We start from the raw sequence: 23,130 nt of genomic DNA, 5'->3' as shown, positions 1-23,130 counted from the left end.
GAATTCACCATGCTTTATACCCCCGATACCATTGCCGCCATTGCTACCGCACCGGGTCGAGGTGGCGTTGGTGTGATTCGTATTTCTGGCAAAGACATCCAAAGCGTCATCTCCGGCCTCATTGCGCGCCCGCTCAAGCCGCGCTTTGCCCACTTTGCCCATTTCCAAGCCGTTGATGGCAGCACCATCGACGAAGGCATTGCCCTCTTCTTCCCCAATCCAGCCTCATTCACCGGTGAAGACGTGTTAGAGCTACAAGGTCACGGCGGCCCAGTGGTAATGAATATGCTGCTCAAACGCTGCATTGAACTCGGTGCACGCCACGCCGAGCCGGGTGAATTTACCAAGCGCGCTTTTTTGAATGGCAAACTCGATTTAGCGCAGGCCGAAGCCGTCGCCGATATTATCGACGCACAATCGGAGGCCGCAGCCAAATCAGCGATCAAATCACTCGATGGCGCCTTCTCGCGTGAAGTGCATACGCTAGTCGACGCGCTGATTAATCTACGCATGCTGGTTGAAGCCACGCTGGATTTTCCCGAAGAAGACATCGACTTTCTAGAAGCTGCCGATGCGCGCGGTAAATTACACACCATCAGCGCCCAACTCGCGCGCGTGATGGACACCGCCACGCAAGGCAAATTACTGCGTGAGGGCATGCATGTAGTACTGATTGGCCAACCCAACGTCGGCAAATCTAGCCTAATGAACGCACTTGCTGGTGAAGATGTGGCCATTGTTACCGACATTGCCGGCACCACCCGCGACACCGTCCGTGAGCTAATTCAACTCGACGGTATTCCGCTGCACATTATCGACACTGCGGGCCTGCGCGACACCGATGACACTGTAGAAAAAATCGGCATCGAGCGCACTTGGGCTGCAGTAGAAAAAGCCGATCTGGCACTATTACTGCTCGATAGCCGCGAAGGTATCACTGAGCATGATCACGACATTCTGGCGCGCTTGCCTGCCTCGCTAAGCGTTTTACGCGTGTTTAACAAAATCGATCTCACTGGCGATCAAGCTGGTGAAATCGCTGACGATGAAATCCATGTTTCTGCCAAGCAGGGTATTGGGCTGCAAGATTTAAAACATAAGCTGTTGAAGAAGATAGGCTGGCAAGGTATGAACGATGGGGTATTTATCGCTCGCGAGCGCCACCTCGCCGCGATTCGCGTTGCTCGTGAGCACCTGAATACTGCGGACGCCTGCTATTTGCAAATCGAGATCTTGGCCGAAGAACTGCGCCTTGCTCAGCAAAGCCTTAATGAAATCACTGGCGAATTCACCTCTGACGACCTACTCGGCGTGATTTTTAGCCGTTTTTGTATCGGCAAATAACCATGCCTCGCCATGCGCCATTGTATTGCTTAAGCTTACTTTGCTACCTGAACCCGAGCATGGCCAAAGAGCTGATTTTGCACGCCAAGGTCGTTGAGCAATGCCAAACTCAATGGCAAAGCGCCAGCGAGCAAGTGCCGCCCAAAATCAAAGTGAGCTGCCGTTCAAAGCAAGCAATGGCAACCCGAATCTATCAGGACAAAACCGCGTCATGGCCAAATACAACTTACGATTTTTAGCGGCATTGGGCTTGGCGCTAACATTGAGCATGCCCAGCCTCGCCTCATCAGGCGGGAGTATGCGAGTGCGGATTTTTGTTGAGTCTGCATGTAAGTTCACCAATGCCAATAACATCAATATGGATTTTGGTGATTTAAATCAAGGCAATCAAAGTATTACAGCAATAACACAGATTAACTGCGTGAGTGGTTCCGCATTTAAATTACAACTGAACAATGGTTTATACGCGGCAGGCTCACAGCGTCGAATGAAACATGCGACCCAAGCCGCATGGCTACCTTACGGACTCAGCGTCAGCCCGAGTGCTGGAACGGGCAACGGACAAAATATCAATGTCACTCTCACTGCCACTGTGCAAGAAAGCGACTATCAAAACCAAATCATTGGTCGCTACAATGACGTCGTAATACTTACAATTACACCATAAAAACAAACCAATTATTAAATGTATTTTCCACCAAATTACCAACAACTTATTTCATAAATCTTTCACAACAAATTCATTTCAACAAATTAAACACACTTCAGTCATTAAGTAAAAAAATAAGTCATTGTAACTACTGGTATTTTTACAAAGCGCTCAATACGGCAATCCATTTAAAATACATAAATCAATCAAATTAATCCTAAACACGATTTATTTATTTCATCAGGAATTAGCCATGAATAAAAAACTAACTCAAAGCCTTGCCATTGCACTCGCACTATTGAGTAGCAGTGGATTTGCTGCCACAAAAAATATCGAAGTTAAAGCCAATATTGTCGGGACTTGTGCCTTTGTTAATGCAGATGCAATCAAACTAGATTTTGGCAGTTTAACCGAAGGCACTGCGCCATCCCCACAAGAAGCTAAAGCTGAATTCTGGTGTACTAAAGGTACGACTGTGAATCTCACCGCAAACGAAGGCGCTAATGCCGTAAGTTCGCAAATGAATTTAAAATCAACAACAGGCGATACAGAACTGATTCCTTATGCTTTAACACTCAGCAAAGCATCGGAGACTGGCGCTGGAAAAAGCAATCCAATCGAATTAACAGTCAACGCAACGATGGAAGCGACTGCGGCGAATAACAAACCCGCAGGCGACTATACTGATACCGTAGTGCTAACACTGTTGCCGTAAAATCAAAGCGTCCTCTTTTACACTGAATAAAAAGAGGACCTAACTCAAATCAATTACAATCTACACTTGTAAATAATTACTTCCAACAAAGCGCCAATCATGCAATGGATACTTAGTCTCATAATGACCTTGGCCAGCACATTCTTACTGGCAGGTGAATTTGCCATTAGCCCAATTAGGCTCGATTTCACCAGCCAAACCAAAAGCCAAGCGATTACCGTGAGCAATAATGGCAATACGCCATTACGCATTGCGCTGGTGCTCAAGCGCTGGACGCAGGATGCGGCGGCCAATGATGTCTATTTAGAAGCCCAGCAAGATTTAATTTATTTCCCGCGCCAATTTGAATTGCAGCCCAAGCAAAAACAAGTGGTGCGTATTGCGCGTAAATCCGCCAGCCAAGAACAAGAATCGACCTACCGCTTATATTTTAATGAGCAACCGAGCGCAGCCGACTCAGCGCAAAGCGGCAATGTGGCGATGGTAGTGAGTTTTGGCGTACCGATTTTTATTGCCGCCAATCCTCAGCAAATCGGCCTTAACGCCAGCCCTATGCACGTCGAGCAAAACACACTCAATTTCACGCTCAGCAATACTGGGAATGTGACGCAAAAATTGCGCCAAATTCAAATCGGAACGCAAGGTGCTGCCATCCAACAATTTGATAATTGGTATTTGCTGCCGGGCGCAACGCGGCAATATCAACTACCACTGCCGCCCAATGCCTGCAGCGATCAAGCGCAAGTCATCAAGATTGAAACCGATCATTCCAATATTGAACAATCATTAAACATTCCTCTTCGCGCGTGCAAATCTTAAACGCTTTATTTTTTATTGCACTGATCAGCCCTGCCCTTGCTGCCGATCCACTGATCGTTTCGCTAACGCTCAATGGGGTCGCGCAAGGTGATGTGCCTGCGCTGTATGATAATAATGAGTATTGGATTGCAGCTAGTGCACTACGTGGCTTAGAGGACAATACCCAGCATTCAATCCGATTTGATGGTGAGAATTACTACGCGATTAATTCGCTAAAAGGGCTACACAGCCGATTCGATCCAGCGCAATTAAGCCTTGAGCTCACCGCAGACGCACGCCATTTTGGCGAAAACGAAATCAAACTCAGCCACGATCCTAGCCAGCTGTATGCCGCACCAACACCTTTATCGTGGTATTTCAATTACCAACTGTCGCTACGAAAACAAAGCCAAACACAAGGTGTGGATTTTCAATTTAATCCAACCTTAAATATCAATCATGGCTATTTAAATTTTCGCAGCGAACAAAGCTTTAACCATCAGCCAGATCAATCAGAATGGCGGCGTATCAATACCTTGCTGACTTACGATGTGCCGCAATCCATGTTGCGCTTTAGCGTCGGCGACATCATCCCTACCACAGGGCCATTAGGTCAGAGCCAAGCCATGGCCGGGATTGGCGTTGCCCGAGTATTTGCCATGCAGCCCGATTTAAATACCAGCCCCAGCGCTCAGTTACAAGCGCCCGTCACCCAGCCATCAACCGCTGATATTTACCTCAATGGCCAACAAATTTCGAGCCAAAACTTGCAACCTGGCATCTACAATTTTAATGACCTTAGCTACTACACCGGCTTACAAGATGTAGAAATCGTCATTCGCGATAGTAGCGGCCATACGCAGCGCTATCGCACACCATATTACTTTGATGACTCTTTACTCAAAGCCGGCCTGAGCGAGTTTAATTACAATGTCGGCGTTGCTCGGCAAAATGGCAGTTTTAATACTTACCAAGGTTTCACTTATTCCGGCTACCAACGCTTTGGCCTCACCGATTGGCTCACCCTCGGCGCGCAAGCCAGTGGTCAGAGCGATCGGCGCCGCGTTGGCGTGCTAGCCAATATCGGTCTAGGCACCTATGGCACACTGGGTAGTGCCTCATCATGGGCCAAGCATGCGGGGCAAAGCAGTGGCTCGGCTCAAGTTTTACAATATCGCTTTGTCGATCAAGCATTCAGCCTAACCGCCAATGCGCGGCGACAAAGTAGTGATTTTCTCTCAAAAAACGATATTTTTTCCGGTCTCACTGCGCCCGACTGGTCGGCAGATGTAGGCGTTAGCTGGGGGACGGCGGCGCTAGGTAATGTGAGCTTGAATATTGGCCGGCAAATGGGGGCCAACGAGCAGCAAACGTTCACTCGCTACCAAGTTGCTTATTCGATCTCACCAATTCGCTCAGTCGCCATCAGCACGCAGCTGCAATTGCAGCAATTTGCCAAACAACGCCAATTCAGTGGCTTTATCAATCTATCGTGGTATTTTGATCAAGGCCGTAGCCTTTATCTCAGCAGTCGCATGCAAGACGGAAGGTATTTAACGAGTGGCAACTTCAGTCAAAGCACGCCGCAGGGCCAAGGCTGGGGTTATAACATCGGCGTACAACAACAAGAACAAGGCACTGATTACAGCGCTTGGCTGCAAAACAAACAAGCACAAGGTCAAGTCGAGCTGTCCTTCCTACAAAATAACCAATCAAATCAAAGCATCAATAACGGCCAAATTACTTGGTCGAGCGCCCTAGCGTATAGCGATGGGCATTATGCAATCACTCGCCCGATCAACCAAAGTTTTGCCGTGGCGCAATTGGCGGACATTCCCGATGTATCGGTATTGCAAAATGGCAATGCCATAGCCACCACCAATAGCGAGGGCATCGCTTTCTTACCGGATTTGGCCAACAATAGCTGGCAGCAAATTAGCGTTGATCAATCCCAAATTCCATTGCATTACAGCTTACCGCAGCTAAGAAAAGACGTTTTAACTGGCAATTACAATGCGCAAAAAATCGTTTTTTCGGCACGAGCCATTGCTGCAGTCACAGGACAATTACAACAACAAGATGGTCAAGCGCTCGCCAATCAGCGTGTCACCATTGGCAATGCCAAGCACCAAATTGAGGTGCAAACTGCTTTAGATGGCTATTTTTATACTGAAGACTTACCCGCAGGAAAATATACATTTCAGACCAACAACTGTACCGGCACGCTCGAAGTCCCAGCAAGCCAAGCTATCGTGAATGAAATTTCACCGAGTATTTGCAAGGAATCGCTATGAAACACTGGATTTGCGGCTTAATTTTCACGGCGATTAACGCTGCCAGTTGGGGCAGCAGCTGTAGCATTTCACTGCCTACAGGCGATTTGGGCGGCTATGAACCGTCAGTTAACGAAGCAGGCGTATCGATTCAACAGGCATTTTGGGTCACCTGCCCCGCAGGAACACCCTTGGTGATTACCGCTGGTCCCTCGCAAACCTCAGGCAGTATTCAAAATCGGCAAATGCGCGGTAGCCTCACGGGCACCTTACTCAACTATCAACTCTGCCACGACTACCCGGGCTCAGGTACTTGTGTGCGCATTTTTGGCGATGGCCAAGTTGGCACGCCACTGACCGCGAACGCTGCTGGCTATCAGCAAGGCATTTATTTCTGGACACATGTTTTTGGTAAACAAATGGTCGACGGTGGCGAATATATTGATTACGTTGCCATTAGCATCAATCCCTAGGGGCTGCTGACGCGCTTGCAAAAAAAAACGCCAAATCGGGCGATTTGGCGTGCAAAAAAACATAGGATGGAAACAATGCAATTGCATTACTTATAGGATGCTAGCCACAGCAATATTAGTCAATACTAATGCATTGGGTGTCTTGCTTTTGCCTACAAATCGCCTAGCGAGATGAGATAACTATCAAAGCATTGCGTTTTTTCGGTAAAATCGCGTGCTTTGCTCAAAGGGTAAGCCGCCATGATACAAGTCGGTGTAGTAATGGGTAGCAATAGCGATTGGGATGTTATGCAGCACGCAGCCAAACAGCTGCAAGCATTTGGCATCCAATTTGAATGCCGCGTAGTCTCTGCACATCGCACACCTGACCTGCTATTTTCTTATGCCGAAACTGCGGCGGAACGTGGCTTAAGCTGCATTATTGCTGGTGCCGGTGGCGCTGCGCATTTACCCGGTATGTTGGCGGCCAAAACAGCAGTGCCGGTACTTGGTGTGCCCGTGCCTTCCAAATATCTGCGTGGCGAAGATTCTTTACTCTCCATCGTGCAAATGCCTAAAGGCATTCCAGTGGCGACGTTTGCCATTGGTGAAGCTGGCGCAGCCAATGCCGCCTTATTTGCGATTGCGATGCTCGCCAATGGCAACGCTGAATTAAGCGCCAAACTCAACGCTTTCCGCGAAGCACAAAAGCAAACCGTCCTTGATATGCAATTACCCGCCATCGAGTAAGCACGATGACTAAGCGCCAAAAGGTCAACGCGGCCTCTTGGCGCTAAAATCTACACCCGCCACATTCAAACGTACTCGCAATACGGCAGCTTGATGTAAAATACGCTGTTCACCGTACCACCCCCATTCAATCGAGCTACAATACAAATCAGCGCTTTCGCTCTGAGGTAGAATGAAATCCAGTGCAAACATAGGCCCAATGCGATCATTTTGGTATTGGGTGTTATTCAGAGGCTGCCTACTCTGGGGCGGCCCTTGCTGTTTAATTTTGGCTGCTCTGCGCTATGCGAGCGGCCAAACTAGTTTTATGGCAGGGGTATTGAATGACATGCCATTTAGCATACTGGGTGGCATCATATACGGCATGGGTGCCTACGGTTATAAATCGCATCAAGCAGCAAAGCACCGAATGAATACAAGGAATAATAAAGATGGCCAGTAAAGTAATTCTTCCCCCAGCAATGCTCGGTATTTTAGGCGGCGGTCAACTCGGGCGGATGTTTGCCAGCGCGGCAAAAAACATGGGCTATGGCGTTACCGTGCTTGATCCCGATTCGCACGCGCCAGCGGCCGACTTTGCCGATGTTCATTTGTGTAAATCCTTTACCGATCCGGCCGCTTTGCAATATATGGCCAGCCATTGCGCCGCCATTACCACCGAATTTGAAAACGTCAACGCCGACTCAATGCGTTGGCTGGCGAGCCAAGGTATTCCAGTTGCGCCTAGCGGCGACTGCTTGGCGATTGCTCAAGATCGGATTGCCGAAAAAACCTTTATTCGTGATGCTGGCTTGGACGTTGCGCCCTTTTTAGCGGTGAAAAACGCCGGCTGTTTAGATACAGATTTAAGCGCTTACTTACCCGGTATTTTGAAAACCGCACGCTTAGGCTACGACGGCAAGGGTCAAATCCGCGTCAAAACTTTGGATGACGTGCGTTTTGCCCATGCGGAAATGAAACACCAACCGTGCGTGTTGGAAAAAATGCTATCGCTACACAGCGAAATCTCAGCGATTGTAACTCGCACTCGAGCCGGTGAAGTCGCTTGTTTTCCAGTGGCCGAAAACGAACACGTTAATGGCATTTTAGATATCTCCATCGTTCCAGCTCGCGTGAGTCCCGCTTTGGCTGAGCGCGCCCGAAGCATGGCGATGCAATTGGCAGAAAAACTCGATTACATTGGCGTGATGGCAGTGGAATTTTTTGTACTCGACAATGAGCAATTGGTCATTAATGAAATGGCCCCGCGCCCACATAACTCGGGCCATTACACCCTTAACGCGACGTTGACCACGCAGTTTGAACAGCAAGTTCGCGCCATGTGTGGTTTGTACCCAGGCAAAACCGATCTACTGAGCCCTGCTGTCATGGTCAATTTATTGGGTGATGCATGGCAAGACGATGGCAGCGAACCCAATTGGGAAATCCTGATGACGGCGCCCAATACTAAGCTGCATCTTTACGGTAAAAAACTCGCGCGACCGGGGCGTAAAATGGGCCACTTTAACGTACTGGCTGCCAGCGCGGATGCGGCACTTGAGCAAGCTAACGCCATCAAAGAAACTTTGTAGTAGGGTCTGATGATGCTTAGTTGTCTGCAGCGAAAAGCGCCCAGCCTGCCGGGCTTGGTGACGGATGATTTAAATAATGTCAGCCTAATGCTGCGTTACCAAGCGCAGGCGTAAAAATGACTACGCTGCGCGATTTGGCTGAATATCAGCACCAGCTCAATCGCGCAGCAGATCCAATTCGGGCTGCGGGTATGTCTGCCTATATGCGGCATCAATTTAGCTTCATCGGCATACCCACTCCGATTCGCCGAAAACTCATTCAAGCCATCGAAATCTCTGCCGCACAGCAATATGGCGAAAGCGACTTACTCCAGCTCGCTCAAGCCCTATGGCAGCAGCCTGAACGTGAATACCACTATTGCGCCATCGAGTTACTGATCCGCGCTCAAGCCAAACTTAGCCTTGCGGCATTGCCGATCATCGAGCAATTGATTTGCACCCAAAGCTGGTGGGATAGCGTTGATACACTCGCCAGTAAAGTTGTTGGCCAACTCGCTCGCCGTGAGCCAGCGCTGCTAACCCAGCTCGATCAATGGCCAAGCTCGCCGAATTTATGGCTACGCCGCACCGCGATTATTTATCAGCTCAACTGGAAAACCAATACTGATACGGTTCGCTTATTTCACGCCTGCCGTGTGAATGCCGCTGACACTGATTTTTTTATTCGCAAAGCCATTGGTTGGGCACTGAGGCAATACGCCCGCACGGATCTGCTGGCAGTGCAGCAATTTGTGGCACAAACTGCGCTGTCATCGTTATCGCGCCGCGAAGCACTCAAGCAACACCTTCAGAGTATCTAAGTAGAAAATTTCGTTAGACTGACAAGCATCAGTTAACATCAATCTATTCTTTCGTTGCCATGGTGTAAATGATGCTCGAACTCACTCAATACACATTTCGCCGCGCAGCACTGGACGATCTACTCTTTGTTGTTTCATGGGCCCGATCTGCCGAAGAATTACGCTATATTTTTCCACGCGCGGCGTGGCCTGCCGAAACGCTGCAGTTGGTCGAACACTTAGCAAGTCACGAAGAAAGCTTTGTCGTTTGCGATCAAAACCGCGTCGTTGGCTTTGCCAACCTCTATAATCCGCGCGCGCAAAAAACGTGGATTGGCCATTTCATCGTACATCCCGATCACCGCCGTAGTGGTGTGGCGCATTTTTTGATCAGTGCCTTACAAACCATCGCGAAAGAGCGCTATCAATCACACACCTTGGCCACGATTTGTTTTGAAAGCAATCCAATTGGACTAGCGTTTTATCAACGTCTGGGCTTTACCATCGCCGGTTGGGAAACGCGCTTAGATCATCGCGCAGAAGGCGCGAAAGTTTTTCGTCTAGAAAAAAACCTCGGCGAAATCGAGCCAAGCCCAGAAAGAACACAGCGCAGTCATGCACAGCAGCACTAATTCAGGCAAAATAGCGGCCTCAATTTCTGAATCTTGGTCCGCCAACGACCAAGGCATCCGCTGCTTCTGGAGATCTGTATGTCCGGCCTTACTACGACCAACCTCACTAGCCTAAAAAAAATCTATTCTGGCAAAGTGCGTGACCTGTACGAAATCGACGACCAACGTATGTTAATGATCGCCACCGATCGCCTGTCGGCATTCGACGTTATTTTGGCCGAACCGATTCCAGAAAAAGGCAAAATTCTAACTGCGATTTCCAATTTTTGGTTTGAAAAACTCAAAGACGTAGTGCCTAGCCATTTCACTGGCGATCAACCCGAAGACGTGGTCTCGAAAGAAGACCTACCGCAAGTGATTGGCCGTGCCGTCGTGTGTAAACGCCTCAAGCCGGTCCCAGTTGAAGCCATTGTTCGTGGGTATATCGCTGGCAGCGGCTGGAAAGAATACCAACAGAGCAATACCATCTGTGGCATCGCTTTACCTGCCGGTTTACGCGAAGCCGATAAATTGCCAGAACCGATCTTCACCCCATCGACTAAAGCCGAACTGGGTGATCACGACGAAAACATCAGCTATGCGCGCTGCGAAGAAATCTTGGGCGCAGAACTTGCCGCTAAGGTGAGCGCCACCGCGATTTTGCTGTACAAAACCGCCAGCGAATACGCCGCCACCCGTGGCATTATCATTGGTGACACCAAATTTGAATTTGGCCTCGATGAAAACGGCACCTTATGCCTAATGGACGAGGCATTGACCCCTGACTCAAGCCGCTTCTGGCCTGCAGACCAATACCAACCGGGCAGCAATCCACCGAGCTACGACAAACAATTCGTTCGCGACTGGCTAGAAACCACCGGTTGGGACAAAACCCCACCAGCACCGGCACTACCGCAAGAAGTAGCAGAAAAAACCGCCGCCAAATACCGCGAAGCGCTGGAAAAACTGACTAAATAATACTAACGCCCTTCGGGGCGTTTTTTGCACGCCAAAGTCAGCGCCTACTTACAGCCAGCATACTGTCACAGCCTGGGCTAAAGTAATGACGCATAACCACCGCATATCAATTTAAGGAAACGCACGATGATCATTCACAGCACCAGCCACGACCTAGCAACGCCAACAGGGGTAATGCGTACTTACCTACACCAGCCAAGCGATGGCCGGCAATACCCTACGATTTTGTTTTATTCTGAGATTTTCCAGCAAACCGGCCCAATTGAGCGCGCAGCACGTTTGATTGCCGGTTATGGCTACAATGTATTGGTGCCCGAAGTGTTTCACGAGCTCAACCCCATTGGCACTGTGCTCGCGTATGACGATGCTGGTCGTGATAAAGGCAATGCCGACAAAATGGCCAAATCAATCGAAGGCTACGATTCGGACAATGCCGCGCTGATTGCTTGGGCGAAAACACAGCCGTGGAATAACGGTTTATTTGGTGCGATGGGATTTTGTATTGGCGGCCATTTGGCGTTTCGCGCCGCGCTACAGCCGGAAATTAAAGCCACGGCGTGTTTTTACGCCACTGATTTGCATACGCATGTCATTCCAAATCAAGCTGGCCAACACAGCATGGATAGACTGGCAGAAATCAGCGGCGAATTATTAATGATTTGGGGTAAGCAAGATCCGCATATTCCTGCCGCAGGTCGCGCCCGCGTTTACCAAGGTTTGGTGGCGGCGGATAAAACCTTTACTTGGCATGAATTTAACGGCCCACACGCCTTTATGCGCGACGAAGGCGAGCGTTATGACCCACAACTAGCAGGCTTAGGCAATCAACTGGCGCTCGACTTATTTAGCCGCCGCTTGCGCGCCTAAACGACGGCGTGGCGAAGTTCAGCTCGCCACGTGCCATTCAAGCGGCCGCGACGGTTCGCCGTGCGGCCATATTTTTGCCCAATTGCGCCAAACAGTCGCCGTCGAGCAATTGTGCTGCTGCCGGATAAATATCGATTTCTTCTTTGGCGGCATGCGCCGGATAAAGCTTGGCGAATGACTGCGCCAGCGCTAAATTCAAGCGGCTGGCATCCCCAGCAATCACCGCCAATAAAGCTTGGCGAACTTGATGCCAAAGCTGAGCCAGCTCTGCGTGCTCCGCCATGACTTGCTCAATGTTTGCGCGCAATGAAGGCGACGCATGCACCAACAACGCCGGAAATAAATCCTCATCTTCATCTTGATGATGTAGCGGTGCAGCAATATCAAAATACCGCAAAATCGACTGGGCACCCGCTACCGCGGCCGCATCGGCGCCTTGCTGCTGCAGATGCAGCGCCAAGGTTTCAGTCAGTGCGGCATACTGGCGAACGCGATCATGGCAGGCAATCAACATGGCGATCGGGGTTTCAAAAGTCACTGTTTCAGTGGCAAACGGATTAAGCATCTTTAAATCCCAAGTGACGAAACGAGCTTTAACTTACGCTGCTTGTGAGCCTTTGCCAAGACAACAAATCCACATTCTCGCCGCATAAAAAAACCCCGCAGCCAGCTACGGGGTTGATTGGCGATTGCACATCGCTATTACGCAGATTTAAAAATCTCGTTGTAACGCGCTGAAACTGCCGCTTCAATCTGCACATTGCTTGGCGCTGTTTGGCTCATCAGCAGATTGCATAATACTTTTTCAGCTTCACGCAATAAATAGCGTTTTTGTTGGCGCTTAGTCAGACGTTTGATTTTTGCATTCATCATGCCTTCTCCTTAATTAAAGTGGGGCCAGTATAACGGCTTCGGGCTGCTCTTGCTTGTGCCATCCTGCCAATTCGTTACAGTGCGTGTGCTTGCAAAATATATTGCGCTACCGATTTGGCCTCTATATCGCTAACGCGCAACAATTTAATATGCCGACGAAATTTGCCACCGCCCTCGAGCACACCAGCGATGTCATTCAGATCACAACCACGGCCAAACTCAAGCGAAACGTGATTTTTATACGCAAACACGCCGCAAAAATCGCTAGCGTCGCCGTACATCAAGCCGCCATACATCACGCGCTCGCTGGCCGTTGGCACGACTGAATAAATCAGCGCTCTGGTGGCCTCAACAATCGCCAGTATGTCGCCATCGGCCAAGGCCAGATCATGCAATAACTGCGTTACTCTAGGATCAACCATAATGAGCCTCACCAACTGATTATTTCAACTTTTGAGCCACCGCCAACAAGGCCGTCAATACGCTCGCGCCGAACTGCTTGGATCGCTCACCATTCCAGCCGACTTCGGGCAGTGGATGGCTGGCGGTATCTTTAAACGGCATTTCTACCGTATACGCCAAGCAATCAAAGGTGTGGCCCACCCAATTGGTACCCAGCGTTAGGGTTTCTGGGCCAAAATGGCTGTCGGTATAGCCAAATTCAGTTTGAAAATCCGGGCTCGCCGCCAACCATGCGGCTTTGAACGTATCTTGCAAATCACGTTGCTTGCTGGAGAACGATGGATTGTCTTCGCAACCGGCGACAAAATTATGTGGAATCGCCTCATCACCATGAATATCTAAAAACGCATCAACGCCGATTTCTTGCATTTTTTCACGCACCCAAAATACTTCAGGGCTGCGCGTTAAGCTTGGCGTACCCCATTCGCGATTTAGATTCGCGCCTTGCGCATTGGTGCGCAAATTGCCACGCACACTGCCATCGGGATTCATATTGGGCACGATATAAAACACGCAGTGTTCGAGCAAGCGGCGAGCGACGGCATTTTCTGGATCGAGCAAGGTTTCTAGCAAGCCCTCAACAAACCATTCGGCCATCGATTCGCCCGGATGCTGACGCGCAGTAATCCAGATGTTTTTCTTATGCCCTAGGGGTATGCCAACGCGCAGCATGTCTAAATCATGCCCATCAGGCGTTACCCCAAGGGGTATTAGATCAACCCACGGCGCATAGCTTAAGGCACTACCGATCAAGGCTTGATGGCGCTCCCAAGAATATGGCTCAAAATATGCAAACCACACCGCATCGGTCATTGGCGTATGTTGAATGCTTAAAGTCTGCCCATCGTATTCGGTATCAACGCGAAACCAATTCTCGCGATCGTAACTGGCCACCGCCTGATAATCAGGCCAACCATCGGGATAAGCGCTTTGCCCGGCGTTTTCAATGCGTAAAGTGCAATCCTGATCACGCGCGCCGGTTAAGCGAAAGTGAAACCACTGAGCGAAATCAGAGGCATTATCGGGGCGCAATTTCAGGCGAATATTAGCGGCGTCGGTCGCGTCAATGACCTCAATTGAGCCGGAATCAAACTGGCTGGAGATACGAAGCATAGGGCCCTCTTATCCTCAAACGAGGAAAAAATTGAACCACAGAGGCACTAAGGCACAGAGCAATACCAAGCATAAAATTGCTTTTCCTCTATGCCTCTGCGCCTCTGTGGTAAATGGTTTTTTATCCAAATCAATCCAACGGCGACCAATCAGTCACTGCGACAAAAGCCTCGGCATCTGGGCCTTTTTCAAATACGCTGCCGATTGGCGAATCGAGCAATGCAATGACACTGCCGTCGTAATTGGCGATGACGTTTACATCTAATTCACTGTGATTTTTTGGATTATTCAGAAATTTGTCATCTTCACAGCCAGAAAAGAAACGCCAACCACTATCACCCGCTTTGCTGGGCTTTTCTCGATACATCAAGCCCACCGGATAACCTTCAATCGTTACTTCATCACTGACCACACACAGGCCATGGCCGGTGGCGACTTTCTTCATGCGACTTTCATCAAGTAAATACTCTTTGCTCATGTATATCTCTCTATGCGTTTATTGGAATGGCTTAGCATCAAGTACCTAGCACTGCTTGACGTGAATGCAGTGTCATCTGTAAAGCGGCGCGGGTTTTCGCGTGCGGTAAAATGGGGCTCTCTTGCTGCCCAGTTCGCAGCAGCTCGCAAAAATGCGCGGTTTCGTAATTGAGCCCAGAGCCAACAGGAGGCATCGCTAATTCTTCACGTTCGCCAGTCGCCGTGACTAAGGTCGCTCGGGCGGGGTTCCACCATTTGTCGTGAAGCAATACATAACCCTTCGTGCCAGAAATGAGCGCTTCGCCGCTACCTGCCACATCCAGCCCACAATAGAGCTGGCTAATGCCATGCTGATGCTGGCTCTGCCAACTGGCAAAGGTGTCCACGCCAGTGGCGCCAATTCGACCCAAGGTTTGCACTTCGCTCGCCGCGCCTAGCCAATCCACCGCCAAAAATGCGGCGTAAATGCCAATATCGAGCAAACCACCGCCCGCTTGCGCTGGATCGAGCACCGCGTGGCCGGCTGGCACATTGGGGTTGGCAAAGCCTGCGCGAATGAACTTCACGTCTCCGATGGCGCCAGCAGCGATGCGTTCACGAATCTGTTGGTATAAAGGAAAAAACGCCGGTTTCATCGCCTCCATATAGAGACGCTGCGCTGCTTGCGCAGTGGCGATGACCTCATCCAGCTCGGCCAAAGTGACCGCAGCGGGCTTTTCACACAACACCGCTTTGCCTGCTTTGAGCGCAGCGATACTCAGCGCTGCATGGCTAGGATGTGGCGTGGCGATATACACCGCGTCGATGTCGCTCGCGAGTAGCTCATCCAGCGTGGCATATACTTGGGGTATTTGATTGGCGGCAGCAAACTGCGTGGCTTTGCTGGTGGTACGGTTAAATACCACCGCCGCTTCAGCTTGCGGGACATGGGCTAAACCCAAGACAAAACGTTGCGCGATACTGCCGGTACCAATAATGCCAAAGCGTATCGTTTTCATATTTTGCCTTGAGGTATAGCCCTAAGAGGGAATGATTATCAATGACACGGAGCAATACACCTATCGAGTATTACCCCTAGACCACTTTCGTTTGGCTAAACTGCACCAGCGCCAAACTGCCTAATAAATTAGGCAGAAAATTAACCGGTTCACCTTGATGCAGCACCACTTGCCCATCGACTTGCATGCCTAATTTTTCTAGCAATTGGCTAAAGTCATTCACAGTACAAAAATGAATATTCGGCGTGTTATACCATTCATAAGGAATGGTTTCCGAAACTGGCATTTGCCCTTTGAGGATTTGCCAGCGATTTTCCCAATAACCAAAGTTTGGAAAAGTCACAATCCCGCAGCGGCCAACGCGCAGCATTTCTTGCAAGATCAGCTCGACGTTATGCATTGATTGAATCGTCAGCGACAATACGACAAAGTCAAAACTGCTATCTTCAAAATGCTGCAAACCGCTTTCCATATCGGCTTGAATCACGTTGAGATTTTTTTCAACGCAAGTGACAATCGAATTCACATCCACGTCGACACCGATACCACGCACTTGTTTATTCGTCTGCAACCACGCGAGCAATTCACCATCCGCGCAGCCGAGATCGAGTACACGCGAGTTCGGTTTAATTTGTTCAGCGATGTGTTTTAAATCGGCACGCAGCGTAGTTTGATGAGCCATTACGCAATCTCCTTCGCCACATTGTTTAAATAAGCGCGCATCACATTCATATACGGTGCATCTTGCATTAAAAAGGCATCGTGCCCATGCTGCGATTCAATCTCGGCGTACGAGACAGTACGATCGGCGTCGAGCAAAGCTTTAACGATTTCGCGCGAACGTGCTGGGGCAAAACGCCAATCGGTGGTGAAAGATACCACCAAAAATTTAGCCTTCGCCTGCCGCATCGCTTCTGCCAAACTACCGCCGTAATGCCGTGCTGGGTCAAAATAGTCCAACGCTTTGGTCATCAATAAATAAGTATTGGCATCAAACACATTGGCAAATTTATCGCCTTGATAACGTAAATACGATTCGATTTCGAATTCAACGTCAAAGCCATACTGGTATTCACCGGTACGCAATAAGCGGCCAAATTTCTCGCCCATGCCATCGTCAGACAAATAAGTAATATGTCCAAGCATGCGCGCTAAGCGCAATCCACGCCGCGGCACGACGCCATGCTGATAAAAGTCGCCGCCATGAAATTCTGGATCAGTAATTATCGCTTGGCGGGCCACATCATTAAACGCAATATTCTGCGTGGTGAGCTTAGGCGCAGAAGCAATGACTAAAGCATGACGTATACGCTCAGGATACGTAATTGACCAGCGTAGCGCCTGCATACCCCCCAAGCTACCGCCAATAACCGCCGCAAATTGCTGGATTCCCAAACGATCGGCCAAGCGCGCTTGCGTCTCCACCCAATCGCGAACCAAAACCACAGGAAAAGCCGAGCCATACGGCTCACCCATAGCAGGATTGATACTCGAAGGCCCAGTTGAGCCGTGGCAACCGCCGAGATTATTTACGCCAATGACAAAAAAGCGATTGGTATCAATCGGCTTACCCGGCCCAATCATACTGTCCCACCAACCCGGCGCTTTATCGTCCGCGGTGTGGTAACCCGCCACATGATGGTGACCCGACAACGCATGACAAATCAAAATCGCATTCGATTTATCGGCATTAAGTTCACCATAGGTTTCCACCATCAACTCATAGCGCGGCAACACGGCACCGGATGATAGCGTGATCGGCTCCTCAAATACCCATTTTTGCGGGGTAACGATGCCCACTGAATCAGACACGATTCAACTCCTTTTTTGACTTGGCGATGCATGCTGACGCAGCCAGCAATAGCGCAAAAAACACCGAAAAAGTATTTCCTTCGGAAATATCCATCAGTAAAGAATTAAACAAACTACACACGGCGTACGACAGCGTCACGCCAACCGCCACAGCGGCCCAAACGCGCGGCAGACCCAGCGCCATTTTGAGCGCACTCGCCAATAAAGCCAGATACAAGGCGATGCCAAGCAATCCGAGTTGCATGCCTTGCAACAAATATTCATTGTGCGGATTACTCATCTCCAGCGGGCCAATTTGCGTCTTAATCGCCCCAGTGCCCTTGCCCAGCACAGGATATTCAGCAATTTGCTTGAGCGCCGTGAGATAAAAAATACTCCGTATACCCATTGAAGTAAAACACGCCTGATCTTGCTGCGGCGTATTAAGCGCCGCTTGGCAAGCGAAAACTTCTGTAACGCCCAATTGCGCCCGCTGTTGCACCGGATTATTCGTTAATGCAATCGCGAGGATCGCCAAACCCATCACAGCGACAAACCAATAACGCCAGCGATGTTGCAAATACATCCAGCCCAAAGTCATGAGCAACACCAGACCAGCCAAATGCCCGGTGCGCTGTGGCGACATTAAATACACGCCAGCAAAACTAGCGGCGGCCAGCAAAAATGCCGCCCATTGCCGATGACGGATCCCAATGGCTAGCCATACAGTGCCAGCAAAAGCCATTAAAAACGTTTGCGCGATGGCATTTTTAGAAATCGCCGACGCGGCGAAAAACGTAACCCCAAACCATGTAAGCTGCCCCGTTGACCAGACCAAGGTTGAGAGCAATAAAATGCCTAAGTTGCCCAATAAAAAACCAGCAATTGCATACTGAATGGTTTTCTCTGGCCCTTTTAAAAAAAACAATGCCAACAAGGGAATAAACAGCAGTTTTTTATACTTAGCAAAATAAGCCCACGCCTCAGGCGCGGGTGAAAACACAGCACCTAAGGCCAGAGCCAACCACAATAGCAAGGGCAAGAACGCGAATGGGTTCGAGCGAAAAAACTCGACAATTTGGCCTCGTGCCCAATACAAGCCCAACAGACCACACAACGGCACCATGATATTGGTTAGCGCTGTGCTGCTTGGCAGCGCAAAGCCGAGCAAAGCCGAGAACAATAAAACAACGAATACTGCTTTTTGATTCGTCCACAACATTGCTAAATGACCTTGATAAAATGTTTTTTCGTTAGCACAAAGCCAAATAATTAACTTGAACTCACAACGACTTGGAGAGCGAATCGCTTAAGTCGTCATTGATTTGCTATTTTTTATCTCGCCAAAAATGCCTCCACTCTCAATTCGATTGCAATCGAGAACGGAGCAAAGAAAAGCCAGAATCGCCAAATTCCATCTCTTGGTTCAATCAGTCAAGCCACTTACTTACAGCCAACACCCAGCCCCAACTGCCTAGCCGACTTGCCTGACGCCGCGAGAAGAGCGATTATAGCAGCCTGACTCAAGTAAAAACGAAACCCATGCCGACTATTGGCGTTGCCATCATTACTAAAAATGCCCAAGCCCATCTTGCAGACTGTCTTAATGCTGTCACTTGGTGCGATAAAATCGTTGTTTTAGATTCGGGTAGCACCGATCAAACCTTAAGCATCGCACAGGCCTACGGTGCGCAGATCGAGCAAACCAGCGATTGGCCCGGCTTTGGCATCCAAAAAAATCGCGCGATCGCCCTACTCGATACCGATTGGATTTTAGCGCTGGATGCCGATGAAGTGCTCGATGCCGAGCTAATCCAAAGCATTCAAGCCGCGATCAAAGCGCCAACGGCCAGCGTGTATCAAATCAGTCGCCTATCGAATTACTGCGGCCGCTGGATTTATCATTCCGGCTGGAATCCCGATCATTTGCCCCGATTATTTCAACGTGGACACGCGGCTTATTCCGACTCTTTAGTACATGAAAAACTCAATTTTTCAGGCCCAGCGCCGCTATTAGCTGGGCAACTCTTACATTACTCATTTGATCGCTTAGATGACGTGCTCGATAAAGTGAATCGCTACTCAAGTGCAGGCGCTGAGCAGCGTTTGCAGCGTGGCGAGCGATCTGGCCTAGGCAAAGCGATTTACAAGGGTTTATGGGCGTTCATCCGCACTTACGTCTTACAACGTGGTTTTTTAGATGGCCGAGAAGGCTTTATTTTGGCGGTATCCAATGCTGAAGGTACGTATTATCGCTATCTTAAATTGATGTATCTTGGATCCAAATGAAGCTATCAATTATAGTCTCAACTTACAATCGACCCGACGCACTCAATGCCGTGTTGCAAGGGCTCGCACAACAAAGTGGAATGAACGCTAAAGAATGGGAAGTCATTATTGCTGATGACGGCTCAACCGTCACAACACAGCAACTGATTGCGCAGTGGCAAACTCATTTTCCCTGCGCACTACAGCATGTTTGGCATGAAGATACGGGATTTCGCTTAGCCGCAATTCGTAATTTATCAGCGCTCAAAGCGCACGGCGAATATCTGGTTTTCCTTGATGGCGATTGCATTCCATTCCCCGATTTCGCCGTTCAAACTCTGCGCTTGGCTGAACCAGGTTGGTTTGTCGCAGGCAATCGTGTACTGCTTAGCCAAAAATACACCGCGCAATTATGCCAAGCAGGGGGAAACCCAGCAAAGTGGTCTCCTGTCGCTTGGCTATGGGCCAAGTTCAGTGGCAAAGCCAATCGTGCCCTGCCGTGGCTGCGCCTTGCGCTCACTCAAAGCCGAAAAAAACGCGCTCAACGCTGGGCAGTATTAAAGGGCTGCAATATTGGCGTTTGGAAGCAAGACTTTATCCGCATTAACGGCTTTGATGAGTCATTTTCTGGCTGGGGACATGAAGACTCAGACTTCGCAGTGCGCTTAATTCGAGCTGGAATTTTACTCAAAGACGGCCGTTTTGCGGTGCCGGTGCTGCATCTTTGGCACCGTGAAAACGATCGCTCGAAACAAGCAGAAAACTGGAAAAAACTCGAAGAAACGCTCAAAAGCACGCATATTCATGCCGTCCGCGGATACCTACAGTACATTACGGAACCAAAAAAATGATTTATTACTGTATTTCACTCCCAGATCAAATAGATCGACGAGCTAGAATGACGCAGCAATTTACTCAACTATCTCTCAAGGTAAATTGGTTTGATGCCATCCGTCCGGATGATGATATGCCAGTTATTTATCAAAGAACAAAACGCCTAAATCAATATGGCTATGATTTAACCACCGGAGAAATGGGCTGCTTTCTAAGTCATCGGGCAGTTTGGCTCGATTTTATTAATCGGACAAATGAGAGTAAGAGTAATGATCTATGTAGTATTTTCGAAGATGACATTATTCTAAATACTGACTTCTGTAATATTATTACCGAACTAGAAACAATAAAAGACCAATGGGATTATGTTCGTTTTTTTGCGATGTTCTCACGAAAAAAAACGAATATTCAAAGCACACTACCTTCTGGACACCAACTCATTGAATTTTTAAAGCCTCCACGAGGTACTCAAGGTTATATTCTAAACCGGCATGCGGCACTGACTTTATTAAAGTTAACTGAACAGATGATTCATCCAATAGATGATACGATTGATCAAGTTTGGCGACACAATCTAAAAATGTTTTGTATTACCCCGGCGCTAGTCATTGAAGACGCCAATTTAGTTTCATCCATTGGCTCACGAAAACGTAGCAAATTAAAACTCTCTACTAAAATAAAACGAGAGCTTTATCGAGCACCTGAAGCGATTCGACGTACATTTTGGCAATACAAAACACGCTTGCGCTGGTTGCTACAACGTTAACTTTCAGTTAATGAAAACTGCACCGCATGCATCTGCGTATATACGCCTTCTCGCTGAATAAGCTCTTGATGCGTACCGCTTTCAATGATTTTGCCTTGCTGCATCACAATAATGCGGTCGGCTTTTTCGATGGTGGATAAGCGATGCGCAATCACCAAGGTAGTGCGGCCCACCATCAGGTTTTCCAGTGCTTCTTGCACTTTGCGTTCTGACTCGGTATCAAGCGCACTGGTCGCCTCATCCAAAATCAAGATCGGTGCGTCTTTATAAATTGCCCGAGCAATCGCTAAGCGTTGTCGCTGGCCGCCCGATAAACGCACACCATTTTCACCGAGCATTTCAGCAAAGCCTTGTGGCATTTGCTCGATAAATTCAGTCGCAAATGCCGCATCCGCCGCCGCGCGTACCCGCGCCATATCGATTTCATCCACGCCATAAGCAATATTGGCGGCAACGCTGTCATTAAATAACACCATGTCTTGCGACACTAAGGCGATTTGTGAGCGTAAATTGGCCAAACGATAATCCGCCAGCAACTCGCCATCCAGACGAATCTCACCGGCGCTCGGCTCATAAAATCGCGGAATTAAGTTCGCCAAGGTGGTTTTACCACTGCCCGACTGACCGACCAAGGCCACGCTTTCACCCGGTTTAATGTCTAAATCAATCCCTGCCAACGCTTTAACGCCATCGACTTGATACGCAAACTCAAGCTGGCTAATCGTGATGTGTCCTTTCACGCGCTGCGGCGCCAATGTGCCGTGATCTGGCTCTAAAGGCTGATCTAAAATACCAAACACCGAGTCAGCGGCGGCCAAACCGCGATGCAATGAATCGCTGAGCTTAGATAGATTTTTAATTGGCTGCTGCAACAACATCATTGAACTCATAAACGTCACAAATGAGCCTGCGGTCATCGCGCCATCGGCTGCGCGTAAACCGGCAAAATAAATAATCGCCGCAATCGTGACCGCAATTAAAAACACCGTAAAGCCAGAGTTCAAACTCGCGGTGGCTGCACGCTTTACGGTTAAACGCCGCACATTTTGATTGGCGGCACCAAAACGTTTCGCCTCATATTGTGCCCCGCCAAAAATCTTAATAATCCGCTGCCCGCCTAAGCTTTCATCTAAGATTTGGCTCATTTCGCCCATGGTGTCTTGCGTTTGTTGTGACAATCTACGCTGGCGTTTACTCACAATCCGAATCGATACCGCCGCACCTGGCAGCATAATCAAGCAAAACAAAGTCAGTTGCCAATCGGTCCACAGCATAATGCCGAGCAAAGCGATGGCCATTACCGAGTCTTTGACCAACACGGTGAGTACATTCAGGCCCGCATCCATGATCTGGTTAATATCAAACGTCACTCGCGACAATAAAACCCCAACTGACGATTGATCAAAAAATCGAATTGGCATGGCCATCATCCGCTCAAACACTTGCTGGCGTAAATTATGCATCACGCGTGACGACAACCAAGCACTGCCATATTCATAGCCAAAGCTAGAAATCAAACGCACCAAGCCTAAGCCAAACAAAGCCAATGGCATCAACCATGCGGCCTGCGCTGCCGCTTGATTTTGCTTAAAGCTATCAATAATCACCCCGAGCATTTTGACCATTGCGGCATCAACGCCACCGGCCACTACCATGGCCAAAATCGACATCACGACGATGCCTCGATACGGGCCAAAGTAGGCAAGAATTCGGAAATACAGCTGTTTGCTATTCATGAGCTCAGTAGAGAAAAGGCATAAA

The 23,130-nt window shown here is 49.1% G+C and carries 25 protein-coding genes; 15 read left to right on the top strand and 10 right to left on the bottom strand.

The window, feature by feature from the left end; all coding sequences use genetic code 11:
- The first annotated feature begins 9 nt into the window (after nucleotides 1-9).
- The 12 genes from mnmE (at nucleotide 10) to K4H25_RS03155 (ending at nucleotide 11,787) form a co-directional block, all read left to right on the top strand.
- The gene (gene mnmE, locus K4H25_RS03210) at nucleotides 10-1,344 is read left to right on the top strand and encodes a tRNA uridine-5-carboxymethylaminomethyl(34) synthesis GTPase MnmE (RefSeq protein WP_221021989.1); all 1,335 of its coding nucleotides are present in this window, start codon (nucleotides 10-12) and stop codon (nucleotides 1,342-1,344) included.
- A gap of 112 nt (nucleotides 1,345-1,456) precedes the next feature.
- Entirely contained in the window at nucleotides 1,457-2,011 is a 555-nt protein-coding gene (locus K4H25_RS03205) for a spore coat protein U domain-containing protein (protein WP_221021988.1), read from the top strand.
- A 235-nt stretch (nucleotides 2,012-2,246) separates the two neighbouring features.
- Nucleotides 2,247-2,708 carry a spore coat protein U domain-containing protein gene (locus K4H25_RS03200; RefSeq protein WP_221021987.1) on the top strand — a complete coding sequence of 154 codons (462 nt, stop codon included), beginning with the start codon at nucleotides 2,247-2,249 and terminating at the stop codon, nucleotides 2,706-2,708.
- 99 nt (nucleotides 2,709-2,807) lie between these two features.
- Nucleotides 2,808-3,527, top strand: coding sequence for a fimbrial biogenesis chaperone (locus K4H25_RS03195; protein ID WP_221021986.1), 720 nt, complete (start codon nucleotides 2,808-2,810; stop codon nucleotides 3,525-3,527).
- Complete coding sequence (locus K4H25_RS03190; RefSeq protein WP_221021985.1) at nucleotides 3,515-5,800, top strand: fimbria/pilus outer membrane usher protein; 2,286 nt, start codon at nucleotides 3,515-3,517, stop codon at nucleotides 5,798-5,800. The genes K4H25_RS03195 and K4H25_RS03190 overlap by 13 nt, the downstream gene beginning before the upstream one ends.
- Nucleotides 5,797-6,252 carry a spore coat protein U domain-containing protein gene (locus K4H25_RS03185; protein ID WP_221021984.1) on the top strand — a complete coding sequence of 152 codons (456 nt, stop codon included), beginning with the start codon at nucleotides 5,797-5,799 and terminating at the stop codon, nucleotides 6,250-6,252. The genes K4H25_RS03190 and K4H25_RS03185 overlap by 4 nt, the downstream gene beginning before the upstream one ends.
- Before the next feature lie 240 nt (nucleotides 6,253-6,492).
- Entirely contained in the window at nucleotides 6,493-6,981 is a 489-nt protein-coding gene (gene purE, locus K4H25_RS03180) for a 5-(carboxyamino)imidazole ribonucleotide mutase (RefSeq protein ID WP_173533017.1), read from the top strand.
- A 431-nt stretch (nucleotides 6,982-7,412) separates the two neighbouring features.
- A complete protein-coding gene (locus K4H25_RS03175; protein WP_221021983.1) occupies nucleotides 7,413-8,552 on the top strand; it encodes a 5-(carboxyamino)imidazole ribonucleotide synthase in 1,140 nt (379 codons plus the stop codon).
- Nucleotides 8,553-8,668: 116 nt separating this feature from the next.
- Nucleotides 8,669-9,352, top strand: coding sequence for a DNA alkylation repair protein (locus K4H25_RS03170; RefSeq protein WP_221021982.1), 684 nt, complete (start codon nucleotides 8,669-8,671; stop codon nucleotides 9,350-9,352).
- A gap of 68 nt (nucleotides 9,353-9,420) precedes the next feature.
- Nucleotides 9,421-9,963, top strand: a complete 543-nt coding sequence (locus tag K4H25_RS03165; RefSeq protein ID WP_221021981.1) for a GNAT family N-acetyltransferase — start codon at nucleotides 9,421-9,423, stop codon at nucleotides 9,961-9,963.
- A gap of 78 nt (nucleotides 9,964-10,041) precedes the next feature.
- A complete protein-coding gene (locus K4H25_RS03160; protein WP_221021980.1) occupies nucleotides 10,042-10,920 on the top strand; it encodes a phosphoribosylaminoimidazolesuccinocarboxamide synthase in 879 nt (292 codons plus the stop codon).
- A gap of 126 nt (nucleotides 10,921-11,046) precedes the next feature.
- Entirely contained in the window at nucleotides 11,047-11,787 is a 741-nt protein-coding gene (locus K4H25_RS03155; RefSeq protein ID WP_221021979.1) for a dienelactone hydrolase family protein, read from the top strand.
- Between the two features lie 37 nt (nucleotides 11,788-11,824).
- On the opposite strand, the gene K4H25_RS03150 is transcribed toward K4H25_RS03155, so the two are convergent.
- From K4H25_RS03150 to K4H25_RS03110, 9 genes are all read right to left on the bottom strand, one after another.
- Nucleotides 11,825-12,352, bottom strand: coding sequence for a hemerythrin domain-containing protein (locus K4H25_RS03150; RefSeq protein ID WP_221021978.1), 528 nt, complete (start codon nucleotides 12,350-12,352; stop codon nucleotides 11,825-11,827).
- A gap of 137 nt (nucleotides 12,353-12,489) precedes the next feature.
- Entirely contained in the window at nucleotides 12,490-12,660 is a 171-nt protein-coding gene (locus K4H25_RS03145; protein ID WP_221021977.1) for a hypothetical protein, read from the bottom strand.
- Between the two features lie 74 nt (nucleotides 12,661-12,734).
- Nucleotides 12,735-13,082: a DUF1801 domain-containing protein gene (locus tag K4H25_RS03140; protein ID WP_221021976.1), complete on the bottom strand. Its 348-nt coding sequence runs from the start codon at nucleotides 13,080-13,082 to the stop codon at nucleotides 12,735-12,737.
- Between the two features lie 19 nt (nucleotides 13,083-13,101).
- On the bottom strand, nucleotides 13,102-14,235 hold the full coding sequence (locus K4H25_RS03135) for a M14 family metallopeptidase (protein WP_221021975.1): 1,134 nt from the start codon (nucleotides 14,233-14,235) through the stop codon (nucleotides 13,102-13,104).
- Nucleotides 14,236-14,365: 130 nt separating this feature from the next.
- A complete protein-coding gene (locus K4H25_RS03130; RefSeq protein ID WP_221021974.1) occupies nucleotides 14,366-14,713 on the bottom strand; it encodes a DUF2185 domain-containing protein in 348 nt (115 codons plus the stop codon).
- Nucleotides 14,714-14,750: 37 nt separating this feature from the next.
- Complete coding sequence (locus tag K4H25_RS03125) at nucleotides 14,751-15,710, bottom strand: Gfo/Idh/MocA family protein (protein ID WP_221021973.1); 960 nt, start codon at nucleotides 15,708-15,710, stop codon at nucleotides 14,751-14,753.
- Nucleotides 15,711-15,786: 76 nt separating this feature from the next.
- A complete protein-coding gene (gene metW, locus K4H25_RS03120) occupies nucleotides 15,787-16,392 on the bottom strand; it encodes a methionine biosynthesis protein MetW (protein ID WP_221021972.1) in 606 nt (201 codons plus the stop codon).
- A complete protein-coding gene (metX, locus tag K4H25_RS03115; protein ID WP_221021971.1) occupies nucleotides 16,392-17,522 on the bottom strand; it encodes a homoserine O-succinyltransferase MetX in 1,131 nt (376 codons plus the stop codon). Before metX ends, metW begins: the two co-directional genes overlap by 1 nt.
- Nucleotides 17,515-18,723, bottom strand: coding sequence for an O-antigen ligase family protein (locus K4H25_RS03110; protein ID WP_221021970.1), 1,209 nt, complete (start codon nucleotides 18,721-18,723; stop codon nucleotides 17,515-17,517). Before K4H25_RS03110 ends, metX begins: the two co-directional genes overlap by 8 nt.
- Nucleotides 18,724-19,043: 320 nt before the next feature.
- Between K4H25_RS03110 and K4H25_RS03105 the strand changes: the two genes are divergently transcribed.
- Genes K4H25_RS03105 through K4H25_RS03095 form a run of 3 tightly spaced genes read left to right on the top strand, consistent with a single transcriptional unit; the run spans nucleotide 19,044 to nucleotide 21,369 of the window.
- The gene (locus tag K4H25_RS03105) at nucleotides 19,044-19,790 is read left to right on the top strand and encodes a glycosyltransferase family 2 protein (RefSeq protein WP_221021969.1); all 747 of its coding nucleotides are present in this window, start codon (nucleotides 19,044-19,046) and stop codon (nucleotides 19,788-19,790) included.
- Nucleotides 19,787-20,620 (top strand): glycosyltransferase family 2 protein, encoded by an 834-nt coding sequence (locus K4H25_RS03100; RefSeq protein ID WP_221021968.1) that lies wholly within the window; start codon nucleotides 19,787-19,789, stop codon nucleotides 20,618-20,620. The genes K4H25_RS03105 and K4H25_RS03100 overlap by 4 nt, the downstream gene beginning before the upstream one ends.
- Nucleotides 20,617-21,369: a glycosyltransferase family 25 protein gene (locus tag K4H25_RS03095; RefSeq protein WP_221021967.1), complete on the top strand. Its 753-nt coding sequence runs from the start codon at nucleotides 20,617-20,619 to the stop codon at nucleotides 21,367-21,369. Before K4H25_RS03100 ends, K4H25_RS03095 begins: the two co-directional genes overlap by 4 nt.
- On the opposite strand, the gene msbA is transcribed toward K4H25_RS03095, so the two are convergent.
- Nucleotides 21,366-23,105: a lipid A export permease/ATP-binding protein MsbA gene (gene msbA, locus K4H25_RS03090; RefSeq protein ID WP_221021966.1), complete on the bottom strand. Its 1,740-nt coding sequence runs from the start codon at nucleotides 23,103-23,105 to the stop codon at nucleotides 21,366-21,368. The two genes, K4H25_RS03095 and msbA, sit on opposite strands and share 4 nt — an antisense overlap.
- Between the last annotated feature and the right edge of the window lie 25 nt (nucleotides 23,106-23,130).

Origin of the sequence: Deefgea piscis, assembly GCF_019665785.1 — a bacterium.
Classification (GTDB): Bacteria; Pseudomonadota; Gammaproteobacteria; order Burkholderiales; family Chitinibacteraceae; genus Deefgea.
Note: the sequence above shows the minus strand (reverse complement) of the source record. Positions and strands in the feature narration are given on the sequence as shown.